The organism is Chachezhania antarctica, assembly GCF_003646465.1.
Lineage (GTDB): Bacteria > Pseudomonadota > Alphaproteobacteria > Rhodobacterales > Rhodobacteraceae > Chachezhania > Chachezhania antarctica.
Genome location: NZ_QZEX01000005.1, coordinates 55472 through 71245, shown reverse-complemented (window position 1 = coordinate 71245; position 15774 = coordinate 55472). Strand labels below are relative to the sequence as shown.

The 15774-nt window shown below is 67.2% G+C and carries 16 protein-coding genes; 6 read left to right on the top strand and 10 right to left on the bottom strand.

The window, feature by feature from the left end; genetic code table 11:
- Positions 1-250: 250 nt before the first annotated feature.
- Both D4754_RS11240 and D4754_RS11235 read left to right on the top strand, forming a co-directional pair.
- Positions 251-1750 (top strand): leucyl aminopeptidase, encoded by a 1500-nt coding sequence (locus D4754_RS11240; protein ID WP_121063568.1) that lies wholly within the window; start codon positions 251-253, stop codon positions 1748-1750.
- A 6-nt stretch (positions 1751-1756) separates the two neighbouring features.
- Positions 1757-2230 (top strand): DNA polymerase III subunit chi, encoded by a 474-nt coding sequence (locus D4754_RS11235; RefSeq protein WP_121063566.1) that lies wholly within the window; start codon positions 1757-1759, stop codon positions 2228-2230.
- Here the strand turns inward: D4754_RS11235 and D4754_RS11230 are convergent.
- The 3 genes from D4754_RS11230 to D4754_RS11220 form a co-directional block, all read right to left on the bottom strand.
- A complete protein-coding gene (locus tag D4754_RS11230; protein ID WP_121063564.1) occupies positions 2227-2808 on the bottom strand; it encodes a retropepsin-like aspartic protease family protein in 582 nt (193 codons plus the stop codon). The genes D4754_RS11235 and D4754_RS11230 overlap by 4 nt on opposite strands.
- A complete protein-coding gene (locus D4754_RS11225; protein WP_121063562.1) occupies positions 2805-4688 on the bottom strand; it encodes an ABC-F family ATP-binding cassette domain-containing protein in 1884 nt (627 codons plus the stop codon). Before D4754_RS11225 ends, D4754_RS11230 begins: the two co-directional genes overlap by 4 nt.
- Positions 4689-5073: 385 nt before the next feature.
- Positions 5074-5667 (bottom strand): hypothetical protein, encoded by a 594-nt coding sequence (locus D4754_RS11220; protein ID WP_163025885.1) that lies wholly within the window; start codon positions 5665-5667, stop codon positions 5074-5076.
- A 34-nt stretch (positions 5668-5701) separates the two neighbouring features.
- On the opposite strand from D4754_RS11220, the gene D4754_RS23960 reads away from it, so the two are divergent.
- A complete protein-coding gene (locus D4754_RS23960; protein ID WP_163025884.1) occupies positions 5702-5905 on the top strand; it encodes a hypothetical protein in 204 nt (67 codons plus the stop codon).
- A gap of 11 nt (positions 5906-5916) precedes the next feature.
- On the top strand, positions 5917-6339 hold the full coding sequence (ndk, locus tag D4754_RS11215) for a nucleoside-diphosphate kinase (RefSeq protein WP_121063558.1): 423 nt from the start codon (positions 5917-5919) through the stop codon (positions 6337-6339).
- Between the two features lie 53 nt (positions 6340-6392).
- Here ndk and D4754_RS11210 read toward each other — a convergent pair whose 3' ends face one another.
- Entirely contained in the window at positions 6393-6725 is a 333-nt protein-coding gene (locus tag D4754_RS11210; protein ID WP_121063556.1) for a TfoX/Sxy family protein, read from the bottom strand.
- 114 nt (positions 6726-6839) lie between these two features.
- On the opposite strand from D4754_RS11210, the gene D4754_RS11205 reads away from it, so the two are divergent.
- Positions 6840-8057 carry a cytochrome P450 gene (locus D4754_RS11205; RefSeq protein WP_121063554.1) on the top strand — a complete coding sequence of 406 codons (1218 nt, stop codon included), beginning with the start codon at positions 6840-6842 and terminating at the stop codon, positions 8055-8057.
- Between the two features lie 320 nt (positions 8058-8377).
- Here D4754_RS11205 and D4754_RS11200 read toward each other — a convergent pair whose 3' ends face one another.
- From D4754_RS11200 to D4754_RS11175, 6 genes are all read right to left on the bottom strand, one after another.
- Positions 8378-9856 (bottom strand): ArnT family glycosyltransferase, encoded by a 1479-nt coding sequence (locus D4754_RS11200; RefSeq protein ID WP_163025883.1) that lies wholly within the window; start codon positions 9854-9856, stop codon positions 8378-8380.
- Positions 9831-10139, bottom strand: a complete 309-nt coding sequence (locus tag D4754_RS11195; protein WP_121063550.1) for a lipid-A-disaccharide synthase N-terminal domain-containing protein — start codon at positions 10137-10139, stop codon at positions 9831-9833. The genes D4754_RS11200 and D4754_RS11195 overlap by 26 nt, the downstream gene beginning before the upstream one ends.
- Complete coding sequence (locus tag D4754_RS11190; protein ID WP_121063548.1) at positions 10136-10939, bottom strand: glycosyltransferase family 2 protein; 804 nt, start codon at positions 10937-10939, stop codon at positions 10136-10138. The genes D4754_RS11195 and D4754_RS11190 overlap by 4 nt, the downstream gene beginning before the upstream one ends.
- Positions 10940-10982: 43 nt before the next feature.
- Positions 10983-12065 carry an AbrB family transcriptional regulator gene (locus D4754_RS11185; RefSeq protein ID WP_121063546.1) on the bottom strand — a complete coding sequence of 361 codons (1083 nt, stop codon included), beginning with the start codon at positions 12063-12065 and terminating at the stop codon, positions 10983-10985.
- A gap of 70 nt (positions 12066-12135) precedes the next feature.
- The gene (locus tag D4754_RS11180; RefSeq protein WP_121063544.1) at positions 12136-14538 is read right to left on the bottom strand and encodes an ABC transporter permease; all 2403 of its coding nucleotides are present in this window, start codon (positions 14536-14538) and stop codon (positions 12136-12138) included.
- A complete protein-coding gene (locus D4754_RS11175) occupies positions 14535-15197 on the bottom strand; it encodes an ABC transporter ATP-binding protein (protein ID WP_121063542.1) in 663 nt (220 codons plus the stop codon). Before D4754_RS11175 ends, D4754_RS11180 begins: the two co-directional genes overlap by 4 nt.
- Positions 15198-15311: 114 nt before the next feature.
- Here D4754_RS11175 and D4754_RS11170 point away from each other — a divergent pair, with 114 nt between their 5' ends.
- The gene (locus D4754_RS11170; protein ID WP_163025882.1) at positions 15312-15746 is read left to right on the top strand and encodes a potassium channel family protein; all 435 of its coding nucleotides are present in this window, start codon (positions 15312-15314) and stop codon (positions 15744-15746) included.
- Positions 15747-15774 lie beyond the last annotated feature (28 nt).

Sequence of the window (15774 nt, the reverse complement as noted above, 5' to 3'; positions counted from 1 at the left end):
ATCCCCCCGGAAGCCAGCGTGTCTGATGCCGGTAAGCTTAAAGCACGCGCCCGGCAAGGAAAACTGCCTTGTGCGGGCGGCTTGGCCGCGCCGGCATTTCCCCGCCGTGCCGCGCTCGGGCCGGCAGGATGTGCCCCTGCATGCGCATTTTTCCCCGTTCCGTCGCGAAAGCGGTTCATTTTCCTGCGCGGCTGCGCCAAGGTCCCGCTCAACCTGTCGGTCCGGGTCTGCCGGTCCGCTTTTCGTCCAGATGGAGCCTGTCATGACCACGCCCGAAATCCGCTTCATTCCCATCGACCTGTCGACCCTGGCCGAGACCAAGGGCCGCTTGGCCGTGTTCGTGGCGCCGGATGGCCGGATGGACCAGGCCGGACGCCGCGCGAACCGTCTGACCCGCGGCGCCGTGGCCCGCCTGATCGACAGCGAGCGGTTCAGCAAGGCCAAGAAAGGAACCGTTTTCTCGCTGGCCTGGCCCACGGGACTGGCGGTCGAAGCGCTCGATATCGTTATGCTACCGCGGAATTCCGGACCGCTGGATACGCGCAAGGCCGGCGCGAAGCTGGCGGCGTTGAAGGGCAAGTCGCCCCTGACGGTCATGGCGGGCGCCGTGCGCCACCCGGGCGAACTGGCGCTGGGGCTCGCGCTGCGGAACTACGATTTCGAGGTGCACAAGAGCGCGCCGGAGGATGACGACAGCACAGGTAACTCCAACGGCGCCATCGAGATCGGCCACAAGGAGCCCGAAGAGATGACCGCGGCGCTGGAAACCGCGCTGGCGGTGGCCGATGGCGTCCACTTCACCCGCGATCTGGTGAACGAACCCGCGAACGTGTTGACCACCACCGAATTTGCGAACCGTCTGGCCGAGATGGCATCGCTGGGCCTGAAGGTCGAGGTGCTGGAAGAAGACCAGCTGGCCGAACTGGGCATGCGCACGCTGCTGAGCGTGGGTTACGGCTCGGCCAGCCCGTCGAAGGTCGTGGTGATGGAATGGATGGGCGGCGAGGAAGATGCCGCGCCGCTGGCCCTGGTGGGCAAGGGCGTGGTCTTCGACACCGGCGGGATTTCCCTGAAGCCTGCGGCCGGCATGGAAGACATGACCATGGACATGGGCGGCGCGGGCGTCGTGTCGGGCACGATGCGGGCACTGGCCGCGCGCAAAGCCAAGGCGAATGTCGTGGGTCTTGTCGGGCTGGTGGAAAACATGCCGTCGGATCGCGCGACGCGGCCGGGCGACGTGATCAAATCCATGAAGGGCGACACGGTCGAGATCATCAACACCGACGCCGAGGGCCGCTTGGTCCTGTGCGACGTGATGTGGTACGCGCAGGAGCGGTTCGAACCGGCGGCGATGGTCGATCTGGCAACGCTGACGGGGGCGATCATCGTGGGTCTGGGGCACGAAAACGCCGGGACGTTTTCGAACAACGATCCGTTCTGCAACGCCTTCCTGAAGGCGGCGGAAAAGGAAGGGGAGGGCGCGTGGCGGATGCCGCTGGGCAAGGCCTATGCCAGCAAGCTGAAATCCCGCATCGCCGACGTGAAGAACGTGGGCGGGCGCGACGCGGGATCGATCACCGCGGCGGAATTCCTGCGGCGCTTCGTCAAGGACGGGATGCCGTGGATCCATCTGGATATCGCGGGTGTCGCCTCGGTCAAGTCGGATACGGATTATGCCCCCAAGGGCGCGACGGGCTGGGGTGTGATGGCGCTGAACCGGCTGGTGGCCGACAAGTACGAGACGGAATAGGCAGCGATGGGGGCGGTCTACTTCTACCACCTGACGCAGCGCCCGCTGGAGGCCACGCTGCCCGCGCTTCTGGATCGGGCGCGGGGCGCCGGCTGGCGTGTCGCGGTGCGCGGCCGGGACCGCGCGCGGCTGGAATGGCTGGACGAAAAGCTGTGGCTGGGACCGGAAGACGGGTTCCTGGCCCACGGTCTGGCGGGCAGTGAACATGATGCCGACCAGCCGGTCCTGCTGACGACGGACGGCACGCTGCCCAACGGTGCGCAGTGCGTGATGAGCGTCGACGGTGCCGAGATCGCCCCCGAAGAGATGACCGGGCTGGAACGCGCCTGCATCCTGTTCGACGGCAACGATCAGGCCGCGCTGGATACCGCGCGTGGACAGTGGAAACAGCTGACCGATGCGGGCTGCGCGGCGCAGTACTGGTCGGAAGAATCGGGCCGCTGGGAAAAGAAGGCCGAACGCGAGGGCGCGAGCGGCTAGCGGCTCAGCACCATGGCACCATCGGCGATCTCGATCCGGCGCCAGCGGTCGAGGTAGGAGACGCCCAGAAGCGATCCCTGCATGTCGCTTCGGTTGACGACCGCGCGGACGTTGTAATCCGTGTTCGGCCCCAGCGAGACCCGGTCAAGCGACACGGGCGCGGTGCTGATACGGCCATTCGCCGTGAGGGCCGAACCGGAATAGGACAGCTGATCCAGATCGAAGCCCGCCCGTTCGGCATCGGCCGCGGTCAGGACGACATCGGTCGCCCCGGTATCGACGACGAAATCGACCGGCACGTCGTTGACCATGATCGTGACATAGTAGTGCCCGTCCCGCGCGCGCGGGATCTCGACCCGTTCCGACGTGACAGTGGCGTCGCGCTGAAGAAACAGCGCGCCGCCGATATCGTCCCAGAGCGCAAAGACGGCAATGGCAGCGGCGAAGATCAAGACCCAGGCCACGATCTGCTGCACCAGCCGGCCGATGGAATGGCGGTTCTGGATCAGCAGCCACGCGATCAGCGCACAGCCCAGTAGGGCAAGATAGCCAAGGCGGGCGTAGTCGTCGCCGTTCATCCGCGGGCCGCCTGTTCCGCCGCCTCTAGCTTCTCCTGCGCGGCGATCCACAGCGCTTCGGCCCGTTCGATGCCGCTTTCGACCTCGGCGAATTTCTTCTGCCAGACCAGACGCTCGTCGGAGCGGTTGTTGTCGTAAAGCTCGGGATCGGCCAGCTTCGTCGACAGCTTGGAATGCATGTCGTTCAGCTTCTCCAGCCGCGCCTCGCTTTTGCGAAGTTCAGAACGCAGCGCCGTCATCTCGTCCTTGGTGGGGCGGGGGCGGCGCTGCGGCGCCGGCGCGTCGCGCTTGGGGGCGCCGCCCGGTTTGGACCCATTGGTCGTCCCGGACAGAAGGCGCTGGCGGTAGGCGTCGAGATCGTCTTCCCAGGGCTGCACGGTGCCGTTCGAAACCAGCCACAGCCGGTCGGCCACGAGGCTGAGCAGGTGCATGTCGTGGCTGACGAGGATCACGGCGCCGGTATAATCGGTCAGCGCCTCGACCAGCGCCTCGCGGCTTTCGATATCCAGGTGGTTCGTCGGCTCGTCGAGGATCAGCATGTGCGGCGCGTCGATGGCCGCGATCAGCAGCGACAACCGCGCCTTCTGCCCGCCCGACAGATCGCCCACGGGCGTTTCGGCCTGCGCGGACATCAGTCCGAAACCGCCCAGCCGGGCGCGAAGTTTCGCGGGCGTCTCGCCGGGCCGCAGGCGGCGGAGATGCTCCAACGGGGTTTCCGACACGTCCAGTTCATCGACCTGGTGCTGGGCGAAGTATCCCACGCGCAGCTTGGTGGAGCGCACCATCTCGCCCTCCATCAGGGGAAGGCGGTCCGACAGGAGCTTCGACAATGTCGACTTGCCTTGACCGTTCTGACCCAGCAGCGCGATCCGGTCGTCCTGGTCGATGCGCAGGTTCAGGCGGTTGAGTACCGTCGTGTCGCCATAGCCCGTCGAGCCGCCATCGAGACGCAGGATGGGCGGCGGCAGGTCTTCCGGTTCGGGGAAGGAAAAGGCGCGCAAGGCGGCCTCTTGCGGGGTGGTGATGGGCTGCATCCGCGCCAGCGCCTTCAGCCGCGATTGCGCCTGTTTCGCCTTGTCGGCCTTGTAGCGGAAACGGTCGACATAGGATTGCAGGTGCGCGCGCCGCGCCTCCTGCTTCTTGGCCATCGACTGGGCCTGCGCCAGCCGTTCGGCCCGCTGGCGGGCGAACTGGTCGTAGGGGCCCTGGTAGAGCGTGAGCTGGCGGTCTTCCAGATGCAGGATCGCGCCCACGGCCCGGTTCAGCAGCCCACGGTCGTGGCTGATGATCAGCACCGTGTGGGGGTACTTGGCCAGGTAGTTTTCGAGCCAGAGCGCGCCTTCGAGATCGAGGTAGTTGGTCGGTTCGTCGAGAAGCAGCAGATCGGGCGCCGAGAACAGCACCGCCGCCAGCGCCACGCGCATCCGCCAGCCGCCCGAGAAGGCGGAACAGGGCTGCGCCTGTGCCGCTTCATCGAAGCCCAGGCCCTTGAGGATGGTCGAGGCGCGCGCCTCGGCCGACCAGGCGTCGATATCGGCAAGACGCGTCTGGATGTCGGCGATGCGGCCGGGATCGGTCGCGGTTTCGGATTCCGCCAGAAGGTCTGCCCGTTCGGTGTCGGCCGCGAGCACGGTGTCGAGGAGCGACACATCGGAGGACGGCACCTCCTGCGCGACACCGCCGATGCGGGCGCGAGAGGGCAGCGAGATCGACCCGCCGTCGAGGTGCAGATCGCCGCGGATCAGGTTGAAGAGCGTGGTCTTGCCGGTGCCGTTTCGCCCCACAAGGCCCACCTTGTGGCCGGTGGGAATCGTGGCGGAGGCGGTCTCGAACAGAGGCCGGCCTGCGATGGCGTAGTTTATTCCGTCGATCCTGAGCATGGGAGGGATGTGGCGTGACGGGCGGGGGGAGTCAATCGGGGGACAGGTGGAAAGACGGCGGAAACGGCCATTGCGTGCAGGGTTGTGAACGTGGCCGACCGCCCGTGTCCCGCGCCCGCCCGCCCACCCCGCGGGACACGGGCGGTCGGGTCGGGTGATTTGTGGCAGGGGCTCGGGCTCACCACGAAGAGGGCCCGCCATCTTCACGGAGCCGCCATCGCTCTTGCTGCCTGATCCATCGCGTCCCGCCCATCAAGGGCAAGCCGCGCGTGCCGCGCGGGGCTGCGCCCCCTTGACAGGCAGGACGCGACGGCTCTTTCCGGCAGCGCGACGGCGGCTCCGCGAAGATGGCTTGGAGGTGGGCGAGGGCGTCTCCGATGCCGTGTCAGTCGATGCCGATGCCCACGTCGAAGGTCACGGGTTGGGCGCCGGCGTTCTGGATATCGATCACGTGGTCGCCGGATTGCACGAGTTGCCCCTGGTACGGTGTATCGGAGGCCGTGAGCCCCAGGAGGGCCGAGCCGTCGGGGTTGACGATCCGGTAGTCGATCGCACCGCCATGCGAGCCGATATCGACGTTCAGGGTTTGCCCTTCGCTGGCGCCCAGGACGTAGCTGACCGACGTGTCGGGGTTCAGCACGACGGTCATGGCGGTTCCGCTGGTGCCGCTGTCGAACTGTACGCGCTGTGTGCCCGAAACGATCGGTGCCGAGGCGTTCGCATCCGCCGCGGTTCCATCGACCGCCTTCAGGGAGGCGACTTCGGGGCCGGACCAGACTACGCATTCGTATTCGGTCCCGGTCGCATCGCGAAGACGGACAAGGGTGCCGGCTTCGCTGCCGAGTTGTTCAAGGATTTCGCCGCCCGCCGCGCCGGACTGCGCGCGCAGCGCGTCGATGCAGGCATTCGCTTCGTCCGAGATGTCGGCAAGGGCGGGGCCGGCCAGCAGGGTGCTCAGCAGCAGCGATCGTTTGAACATGAAGAAATTCCGATTGTTGAAATGCCCGTTCATCATGGCAACCGCCGATGCGGAAATCCAGCCTGTCGGCGGCCGCGCGGCCTGCATGGGCCGGGTTCTGCCGCCGGAGGAACGGGCGGACGCGACGGGCCGGTCGTCCTGCCGCATGACAAACGGCTTTTCTTCGCAAGGGGTGCATGCTAGGGGCGCGCGAGCTTATTCCGGCCGGGCGCACGGTGCGTTCCGGACCCATTTCTGAAGGAGCATCCCATGGCCCTCGAGCGGACCTTTTCCATCATCAAGCCCGATGCAACCAAGCGCAACCTGACCGGCAAGATCAACGCCAAGTTCGAAGAGGCGGGCCTGCGCATCGTCGCGCAGAAGCGGATCTGGATGACCAAGGCACAGGCCGGCCAGTTCTACGTCGTCCACAAGGAACGTCCCTTCTACGACGAACTGTGCGAATTCATGTCGTCCGCCCCGGTCGTCGTGCAGGTTCTGGAAGGCGAAGGCGCCATCGCGAAGAACCGCGAGATCATGGGCGCCACCAACCCGTCGGAAGCCGCACCGGGCACCATCCGCGCGGAGTTCGCCGAAAGCGTTGGCGAAAATTCGGTCCACGGGTCGGACGCACCGGAAACCGCCGCGGAAGAGATCGCCTATTTCTTCGCCGGCACCGAGATCGTCGGCTGAACCGACGCCACGCCGGAAGATACGAAAGCCCGGGCCGCAACGCCCGGGCTTTTTCATGCGCGCCGTTCGATCACGCCGATGGCGTCCAGCGCCGCCTCGAACGCGGACCGGTCGACATCGTGATGCGCGGCCTTGATCGCGTCGAACCGTTTGCGGAGCGCCTTTTTCTCGTCCCCCTTGCAATCGTTCCAGGGCCGGCCCTGCAGCCCCATGACCAGTACGTAATAGGCAATGAAATGCGGCTTCGAACCGGTGGCCAGCAGGCGACCATAGGCTTCGTCGGGTCCCAGCGCGTGCAACTCTTCAGCCGAATGAATGCCGGCGCGGGCGCAGGATTGTTCATAGGCCGGACCAAGGTTTCGGATGGACGAGATCGGTGTGCTCATGCAGGAAATCTACCGGTGGCGCGCGACGCTGTCATCTGTTTCGACGCCCTGAATTGACGCCAATGGCCGAAACGACCACCCTGCGCGCGACTGCGGCGTTTGGGAGGGCGTGTGATGGACATGAAGGCCGAGAGCATCCAGGATTTTGATCTGGCCGCGCCGCCGAAGGGCTTTGTCGAGGATCCGTTTCCCTTTTACGACCGCCTGCTGGCCGAGGCGCCGGTGCTGCGCCAGCCCGACGGGTCGATCCTGCTCTCGCGCCATGCGGATCTGGACCGGATCTACCGGGATACTACCCTTTTCTCGTCGGACAAGAAGGTGGCCTTTGCGCCGAAATTCGGGCCGGGGACGCCGCTTTACGAACATCACACCACGTCGCTGGTGTTTTCCGACCCGCCGCTGCACACGCGGGTGCGCAAGATCATGACGTCGGCGCTGACCCCCCGTGCGATTGCGCGGATGGAGCCGGGGCTGGTCGAGACGGTCGATCATCTGCTGGACGCGATGGCGGGGAGGGGGCAGGTGGACCTGATCGAGGATTTCGCCTCGACCATTCCGATCCAGATCATCGGGAACCTGCTGGACGTGCCGATGGAGGAGCGCGGGCCTTTGCGAGACTGGTCGCTGGCCATTCTTGGCGCGCTGGAGCCGGCCTTGAGCGCGGCGCAGCTGGCCGCGGGGCACGGGGCGGTGGAGGAATTCCGCGCGTATCTTGAGGATCTGGTGGCACGGCGGCGGGCGGCTCCGGGTGATCCGGAAACGGATGTGCTGACGCGGCTCATCAATGGCGAAGGGGCAGATGCGCAGCTGAGCGAGACCGAGCTGATCCAGAACTGCATCTTCATCCTGAACGCGGGTCACGAGACGACGACGAACCTGATCGGCAGTGCGCTGGCGTTGCTGAACGACCACCCCGGCGAGCGGGCGCGGCTGATGGAGGAGCCGGACCTGATCAAACCCGCGATCGAGGAAGTGCTGCGGTTTCGCTCGCCCAACCAATTGGGCAATCGAGAGACGACCGGAGAGGTGGAGATCGGCGGTTTGCGGATCGCCAGGGGGACGAACCTGCATCTGGTGATCGGGGCCGCGAACCGGGATCCTGAGGTTTTCGACCGGCCCGAGCGGTTCGATATCGGGCGGCATCCGAACCGGCACCTGGCCTTTGCGGGCGGGCCGCATGTCTGTGTCGGGCTGACGCTGGCGCGGCTGGAAGGCCGGATCGCGGTGGCGCGGTTCCTGCAGCGGTTTCCGGACTATCGCGTGACCGAGGGCCGCGTTCCAGGCGGGCGGATGCGGTTCCGGGGGTACAAGGCGCTGCCGGCGGTTCTGTGAGGGATCTGGGGGCGGGGAAGGTGCGTGGGGACCACGCACCCTACAGCGAGCCAGAAGCGTGGGATCAGGTTTTCATGGACCGATGTCCGGCCAAGGTTCCCTCGACAATGATCAAGGTTCAGAGGGTTGGTAGGGTGCGTGGTCTCCACGCACCGTCTACGGCAAGCCCGAAGCGTGGGAGCAGGTTTCCATGGGCCGATGTCCGGCCAAGGTTCCCTCGACAATGATCAAGGTTCAGACGGTTGGTAGGGTGCGTGGTCTCCACGCTCCGTGGCGGAATTGGCGTGCGTGCGCCTCGTAACGCCAAGAGCTCCACGCACCTAAGGCGCGCGCCAGCAACTCTCATCCAGCAGATACGCCTGCATCGTCGCGCTGCGGTAAGCCCCCGGGCCGGTGGACCATTCCGAGACAGGGGCGCGAAGCGGCGTCGTGCAGGGCGACCGGCCCGCGCCCATGGTCACGTAGAGAAACGCGCCCTGCCGGTCCCTAGGGTACGGATAGGTCTGGGCGTAGTAATGGTGCGCCGTGCCGTCGGGCGGGATCGCGTAGATGGCGACGTCGCTGTCGCGGGCCGTGTGGTAGAGATCCGCCAGCACCTCCCGCCCCTGAACCATCACGGCGGTGACATTCTGGCGGCGGGCTTCGTCGATGATCTGGTTCGACACGTTGGCCCGCCCCGTGTAGCGGCGGAGAACGGGTTGAGGGTTGTCGCCGATATGCCAACCGGTGGCCTGCGTGACCGCGACGGGCAGCGCCAGCACCAGCGCGGCATTCAGCGCCAGCCCGGCCCAAAGAAGCCGGGGCGCGACCGCTAGCAGAGCAGGAATCGCCAGCATCAGGGCCGCCGGATAGGCGGCCAGCGCCCAGTTGCCGTAGGCGCGCGACAGCAGCGCCTGCACGGTGACCAGTGCCAGAACCGGCAGCGACATCCAGACCAGCCACGCATTGGGCCAGCCCCGCCCGCGGCGGACCAGCGCCCACAGGTACCCCGCGAACAGGATCGGGCCCATCGCAAGGAACTGCGCGCCGATGAAATCCATCGTGCCGGACAGGTTCAGCGTGATGCCCGCGTCTTCCTTGATCCAGGCGATGTTGTCGCCGGTGTGCGAAACGGTCGTCATCCCGTGCGTCAGGTTCCACAGCACGTTGGGCGAAAAGACCAGCAGGTAGACCACGAAGGCCAGGCCCGCGTCCTTCCACCGGATGCGGGCGGCGGGCACCATCACCACGGCGATCAGGGCGCACATCCAGAAATACATCGCCGCGTACTTGGCCATCATGCCAAGGCCAAGGCACAGCCCCATAAGCGCGGCCACGCCCAGCGACGGCGCGCGGGTCAGCCGCGCCCAGCACCACAGGGCGGCGGCAAAGAAGGGCAACAGCACCGTGTCGGTCGACATCAGCACCGTGCCGATCCCGATGATGGGCATGGAGACATAGGCCAGCCCCACCAGCCCCGCCGCGTCCGCCGGCGCGATCTCTCGCGTGGCGCGGACAAGGATCAGCGCGGTCGCACAATGCAGCAACGGCCCCGGCAGGCGAATCCAGAAGGCGGCATCGGACCCGCCCAGTTCGGTGAACGCCCGGATCACCCAGCCGATCAGCGGCGGTTTCGAGAAATAGCCCCAATCCAGGGTCTGCCCCCATAGCCAGTACTGTGCCTCGTCCACGAACAGGTCGATCGTGGCGAAGGGGAGGAGCGCGATCCGGTAGGCCGTCAGCGCAAGGATCGCCCAGATGCAGGCGGTCAGGAGCGTGGCGCCTTCCGCGCTCTCAGGCGTTCTGGCGTTTCTCGGCATACAGCAGCCACAGGTTGCGGGCATAGATCACGACGCCAAAGCTCTGCCCCAGGATGAAGACCGGATCGGCGCGGTAGCAGGCATAGGCGAACAGGATCAGCCCGCCGGAGATCGAGAACCACCAGAAGACTTCCGGGATCACCGATTTCTTCTGCCGTTCCGACGCGATCCATTGCAGCAGGAAGCGCATGGTGAACATCAGTTGCCCGAACAGCCCCACGGCGACCCAGATCAGTTCGCCCGTGGTGGTGACCTTGAAGACGGACAGCAGCCAGTCGATCATGTCGTGCTCTCCGGGCGCAGGGGGTCTTCCGCGGGGCGGGCCGTCTTGGCGCGCTTGATCAGCCATGCCACGCCCATCAGGTCGCGGATGCCGACCATGGCACGCTGGAAATTGTTGTACTTCGACGTGCCGCCGCCGCGTTCGCGGTGGGTGACGTCGACATGGGCGACTTTCCAGCCATCGCGGGAAAAGAGCGCGGGCAGGTAGCGGTGCATGTGGTTGAAGAAGGGCAGCGCCAGGAAGGCGTCGCGTCTGAACGCCTTCAGCCCGCAGCCCGTGTCGCGTGTGCCGTCGTTCAGCATCCAGGCGCGCACACCGTTGGCAAAGCGCGATCCCAGCTTCTTCGACGCGGTGTCCTGCCGGTCCACCCGCTGGCCGGCAACCAGCCCGAGGTCGGCCGGCGCGTCAGGTGCCAGCAGGGGGGCCACGAGGTTCGGGATTTCCGCCGGCGGGTTTTGCCCGTCGCCGTCCAGCGTGCAGATGATATCGCCCTTGGCGGCCAGCACGCCCGAATGCACGGCGGCTGATTGCCCGCCCGCCTTGGGATGCCGGATTAGCCGTAGCCATGGGCGCGTGGGTGCCAGGGCGCGGATCAGGTCGGCGGTCGCATCGGTCGAGCCGTCGTCGACCAGCAACAGCTCCATCCCCGGAAGCTCGGCACAGGCGGTCTCGATCTCGGCGACCATCGTGTCGACGTTCTCGGCCTCGTTGTGCATGGGGATGACGATGGAAACCTTCACGGGAAATCCTTCAAGGGGTGCGGACGGCGCCGGGATCTGTGTCGGCTTCGATTGCAGCATGATCGCCCGTTTGTAAAGACCGCCGGTCGGGTCCGGGCGGGGATCAGGGGCGGTGCGGGCCGGGATCGTCGGTGTACCAGCGCCGCGGCGACAGGGTGATCGCAAGGATCGCCAGAAGGATGCGAAAGATGTGATGCGTGGCCACGATGACCGGTGTCACGCCCAACGACAGGGCGATCAGGCTCATCTCGGTCACGCCGCCGGGGGCGTAGGAGATGAAGAGCGTCTCGGCGTTGATCGGCACGAACGGGTTCAGCAAGACCGCGGTGAGAATGGCCAGCGTCAGCATGATCGTGACGGTCACGGCGCCCAGCCAAAGGGCGCGGCCAAGCTGGCGCAGATTGCTCTGACCGAAAAGCGACCCCAGCCCGGCACCGATCACAAGCTGCGAGAAATGCAAAAGCCACGCGGGGCTGTGGGTGTCGGTCAGGCCCGAGATATGGGCGATGGCCGACAGGATCATCGGCCCCAGAAGCATGGGCGCGGGCAGGCGGATCCTTGCCGCCAGTGGCGCGCCGATCAGCGCCATGCCCAGGATCAGCACCACGTCGATCCACGTTGCGGGATCGTTCGACAGCCGCTGGCCGGCCGCACTGCCCACGCTGTGACCCGACCAGATCAGGAACAGCATCGGTACCGTGATCACCACCAGCACGATCCGCGCGAACTGCTGCAGCGTGAGCGCGGGGACATTGGCGCCGGCCTGTTCGCCCAGCGTGATCGCCTCGATCAGCCCGCCGGGCATGGCCGAAAAGAACGCCGTGGTCTTGTCGTACCCGCCCAGCCTGCGGAAGACGGCGTAATTGGCGGTCTGGGTCAGGGCCACGAAGGGGATCACGGCCAGAAGCGATGGCCAGAGTTCGGGGATCAGGCCCAGAAGCTCGGTCGTGAAGCTTTGCCCGATCATCGCGCCGATGACGCCCACGAAGACGCGGCGCAGGGGTTGGGGAAATTCGGGCAGGGGGCGGTCTGTTGCCGTGCCGATCATGGCCAGCAGCCCCACCGACAGCAGGCTGCCGATCAGGAAGGGCATCGGTCCGCCGAAGTAAAACACGATGAAGCCGCCGACGGATCCCGCCAGTAGCAGCCCCAGAACGTTGCGCAGTGTCAGCAGATGGTCCTTCACGCGGCCAGCCTATGATCCTGTCTGCCAAATGGTGCAAGCAGATTGTTGTATGCCGTCAGGTCGCTATGGCCTACCGCTCCTGCGCGAAGACCTTCAGAAGTTCTGAGGGCGGCAGGCGGTAGAGCCGGAGCGCAGGCAGCGCCGCGGCGGCGGCGCCTGTCACCAGCGCCAGCGCGAACAGGCGCAGCCAGTCGACGGGAAACAATAGCATCGGCAGGCGCCAGCCGAAGGCCTCGACATTGATGACTGCCAGCAGCGCCCAGGCCAGCAGCAGGCCCACCGGAAGCGCCACCAGTGCGGTCACGGCGGCAAGGGCAAGGCTGCGCATCAGCTCGATCCGGGCCAGCTGGCGGCGGGTCAGGCCCATGGCCCAAAGCGGCGCGATCTGCGGCAGGCGCTGGGTCCAGAGCGTCAGGAGGCTCGTCAGGATCGCAAAGCCCGCGACGCCCAGCGTCAGCGCGTTCAGCGCTCCGGTGACAAGGAACGTCTTGTCGAAGATCGCAAGCGAGGCCGCCTTGATCGCGGCGTTGTCGGTGACGGCATCGGGGGGCAGGTCGAACCGTTCCGTCAGGTCCGCCGCCAATGCCGGGCCGGTGCCGGGCGCGACGCGGAGGCCGATCTGGCGATAGGGCAGATCGGGGCGCAGGTCTTCCAGCAGGTCCAGCGACAGGATCGCCTGTCCGCTGGGGTTGCCATAGTCGGAATAGACACCCACGACGGGCAGGTGCAGATCGGGGGTCAGGTCCAGCTCGGTCCCCGGCCAGTACCCTTCGCGCCGGGCCAGCTGTTCGTTGACAAGCACAGCCTCGCCCGCATGAAGCCGGGACCACAGGTCGGGCGCGGACGCGATCATGGGCCAGCTGTCGCGGTAGATCGTGTCGTCGACGATACCATAAACGCGCAGGTCCCCGTCCGGGCGGTCAAACTCGGCGGAGCGGATCGGCAGGACGGCCTGCACGCGCGGGGCCAGCCAGGCAGCCAGCGTTTCGGCCTCGGCATCGCTCTGCGCGTTGACGTAGAGGTCGGAGGCCAGCCGTTGGTCCAGCCAGCCGGTGAAGGTGTACCGGAAGCTCGACACCATCGTGCCCACGCCGATATTCGTGGCCAGCGCGAGCAGGAGCGCCATAAGCGCCAGCGACAGGCCGGGCAGGAAGGCGCGCAGGTCGGCCCAGATCCATTCCGCCACCGGACGACGCGCGAACCGGGCGGCGACGCGGATGGCGAGGCTCATCAGCGGCGGCAGAAGGGCGGCGGCGCCCAGCAGCAGCCCGCCCAGCAGGGCGAAGCCCGCCAGCAGCCCGTCGAAGGCCCAGACTGCCAGACCACCGGCCAGGGGCAAAGCAAGGCCAAGGGCCAGCAACCGGACGGTGTTGCGCTGCGCGGCATCGACCCACCCGGCGGTTCCCGCGCCTTCAAGGATTGGAAGCCGGATCATCCGCCACAGCGCACGTGCCCCCGCCGCCAGCGTCCCGGCCATCGCCATCGCCAGCCCGGCGGCGGCCCATTCGGGGCGCAGGGCAAGGCCGCCGGTGACGGGGGCTCCGTACAGGCCCTGCAGGCTGGCGGCGACATCGGGCAGCAGCGCGGCGGCGATCAGGTAGCCGAGGATCAGGCCAAGGGTGCCCGCGACAAGGGCAAGGATCATCAGTTCGGCCAGAAGGCACAGGGCGAGCTGCCGGACGGGCACCCCGAGCGCGCGCAGGGTGCGCAGCGCGCCGCGGCGTTGTTCGAAGGCAAGGCCGATGGCGCCGTGGACGATGAAGAGACCCACCGCGAAGGCCAGAAGGCCGAAGGCTGTCAGGTTCAGGTGGAAGCTGTCGGTCAGGCGCGCGGTGTTGGTGCCGGGATCGCGGACCTCCTGCCGGAGATGCGGCGCGAGGTCTGCCAGCGGCGTCAGCCCCATCGGCTGGTCGGGCAGGATGATCAGGCGGGTGAGCGCCCCGTTTCGGTCCAGCAGCCGTTCCGCGACCGAGATGTCGGTGAGGACCGTGCCCGGCGCCACGGCTTGCGACGTGCGGATGCGGGGCAGGTCCGGCGCGTCGCCGATATCGGTCGCGGTTTCGGGATGGGCGAAGATCAGGCCGTCGCCCAGCAGGTCGGTCACGACCGGCATCTCGTCGTCGGGCGAGACCGGCAGGCCGGGATAGTTCAGCACGTCGACGCCCGTCACGGTGACCCATGTGCCCCCCAGCCGTGCGCGGCCTTCCAGCACCGGCGCCAGCTGCCAGCCCGCGCGCCGCAGCGCCACGTAATCGGCCAGCTCGATCCGGCCGGTGGGGGAGACGAGCACCTCGGCCCGGCCGCTGCCGATGGTGGCGCTGGCCTCGGCATAGGCGGCGCGGGCCTCGCCGTTGATGGCCTGGACGGCGGACCAGAGCGCCGTGGCAAGGGCCAGCCCGGCCAGCAGCGTGAACAGCTGCACCGGCTGGCGGCGCCAGTGGGACAGGAGGGTCGCGAGGATCGTGCGGATCACGTCAGCGTCCCGCGGGAAAGATGGGTCTGCCGGTCCAGAAGCCCGGCGATGCGCGGCGAATGGGTGGCGAGCAGGAGGGCGGACCCGGCTTCGGCCACGAGATCGAGGAGGAGGGCCATGACCGTGTCCGAGGTCGCCTCGTCCAGGCTGCCGGTGGGTTCGTCGGCCAGAAGAAGCGCAGGCCGAAGCGCCAGCGCGCGGCCGATGGCGACGCGCTGCTGTTGACCGCCGGAGAGGTGTTCCGGGTAGCGGTGGGTCAGGTCCGTGAGTCCGAGGCGGTCGGTCAGGTGGGCGGTCCAGTCCGCCTCTTCGCGCCCGGCGAGGCGGGCGTGGAGAGCGAGGTTCTGTGCGACGGTAAGGGACGGGACGAGGTTGAACTGCTGGAAGACGAGCGCGAGACGGTCGCGGCGCAGCGCGGCGCGCGTCGTGTCGGTCAGCGTCGAATAAGCGGTGTCGCCCAGCGTGATCTCACCGTTGTCGAAGGCGTCGAGCGCGGCGGTGAGGTGGAGAAGGGTGCTCTTGCCGCTGCCGCTTTCTCCGGTGAGCGCGAGGCTTTGCCCGCGGTCTAGCGTCAGCGTGACGCCGGCCAGCACGGGGCGGTCGGCGCCGGGATAGGTCTTGGTGAGATCGGTGAGGGTGAGGAGCACGGGCGGATCCATGGGGCTGTTCCGGGAAGACCATCGGCGCCGGGGGCCGGAATGTCCATGGGGGCAGGCTCGACCACCGGGGCAGGGTTGCTTATGACGGTTGCGTCTTGGTGTGCGAGGGCTGGAATGGATCTTTGGGAGCAGATTTTCTGGGGCAGCGTGGTGCTGGTGGGCTGCATCATCTTCCACGTGGTGGGGATCGGCGCGACATCGGCCGTGCTGGACCGGATCGCGAAGGACGAGGCGCATCCGCGGCGGGCGGGCACGCTGCTGCTGCTGGTGGCCGTGGCCGGCGTGACCTTCCTGCACGTGGCCGAAATCTGGTTCTGGGCGGCGGCCTTCATGCGGGACCGGCTGTTCGGGGAACTGGCGGATTCGGTTTACTTCGCGCTCTCGACCTATACCACGGTGGGCTATGGCGACGTGGTGCTGAGCCGGGGCGCGCGGATCTTTGCCGCGTTCGCGTCGATGACGGGGATGATGACCTTCGGGATTTCGACCGCGTTCCTTGTGGCCTATATCAGCCGGCTGATCGGGCGGGGCGGGCCGAACTGGTCGTGACGGTTTAGCGGTCTGGCGCGTCAGGCGC

Bases quoted from the DNA above. Each gene is read 5' to 3' on its own strand.
- D4754_RS11200 (WP_163025883.1), bottom strand. From the start codon at position 9,856: ATGCCGAGAAACGCCAGAACGCCTGAGAGCGCGGAAGGCGCCACGCTC.
- D4754_RS11230 (WP_121063564.1), bottom strand. From the start codon at position 2,808: ATGAACGGCGACGACTACGCCCGCCTTGGCTATCTTGCCCTACTGGGC.
- ndk (WP_121063558.1), top strand. From the start codon at position 5,917: ATGGCCCTCGAGCGGACCTTTTCCATCATCAAGCCCGATGCAACCAAG.
- D4754_RS11190 (WP_121063548.1), bottom strand. From the start codon at position 10,939: ATGCTGCAATCGAAGCCGACACAGATCCCGGCGCCGTCCGCACCCCTT.
- D4754_RS11225 (WP_121063562.1), bottom strand. From the start codon at position 4,688: ATGCTCAGGATCGACGGAATAAACTACGCCATCGCAGGCCGGCCTCTG.
- D4754_RS11175 (WP_121063542.1), bottom strand. From the start codon at position 15,197: ATGGATCCGCCCGTGCTCCTCACCCTCACCGATCTCACCAAGACCTAT.
- D4754_RS11210 (WP_121063556.1), bottom strand. From the start codon at position 6,725: ATGAGCACACCGATCTCGTCCATCCGAAACCTTGGTCCGGCCTATGAA.
- D4754_RS23960 (WP_163025884.1), top strand. From the start codon at position 5,702: ATGGCAACCGCCGATGCGGAAATCCAGCCTGTCGGCGGCCGCGCGGCC.
- D4754_RS11205 (WP_121063554.1), top strand. From the start codon at position 6,840: ATGGACATGAAGGCCGAGAGCATCCAGGATTTTGATCTGGCCGCGCCG.
- D4754_RS11220 (WP_163025885.1), bottom strand. From the start codon at position 5,667: ATGTTCAAACGATCGCTGCTGCTGAGCACCCTGCTGGCCGGCCCCGCC.
- D4754_RS11235 (WP_121063566.1), top strand. From the start codon at position 1,757: ATGGGGGCGGTCTACTTCTACCACCTGACGCAGCGCCCGCTGGAGGCC.
- D4754_RS11195 (WP_121063550.1), bottom strand. From the start codon at position 10,139: ATGATCGACTGGCTGCTGTCCGTCTTCAAGGTCACCACCACGGGCGAA.
- D4754_RS11170 (WP_163025882.1), top strand. From the start codon at position 15,312: ATGGATCTTTGGGAGCAGATTTTCTGGGGCAGCGTGGTGCTGGTGGGC.
- D4754_RS11240 (WP_121063568.1), top strand. From the start codon at position 251: ATGGAGCCTGTCATGACCACGCCCGAAATCCGCTTCATTCCCATCGAC.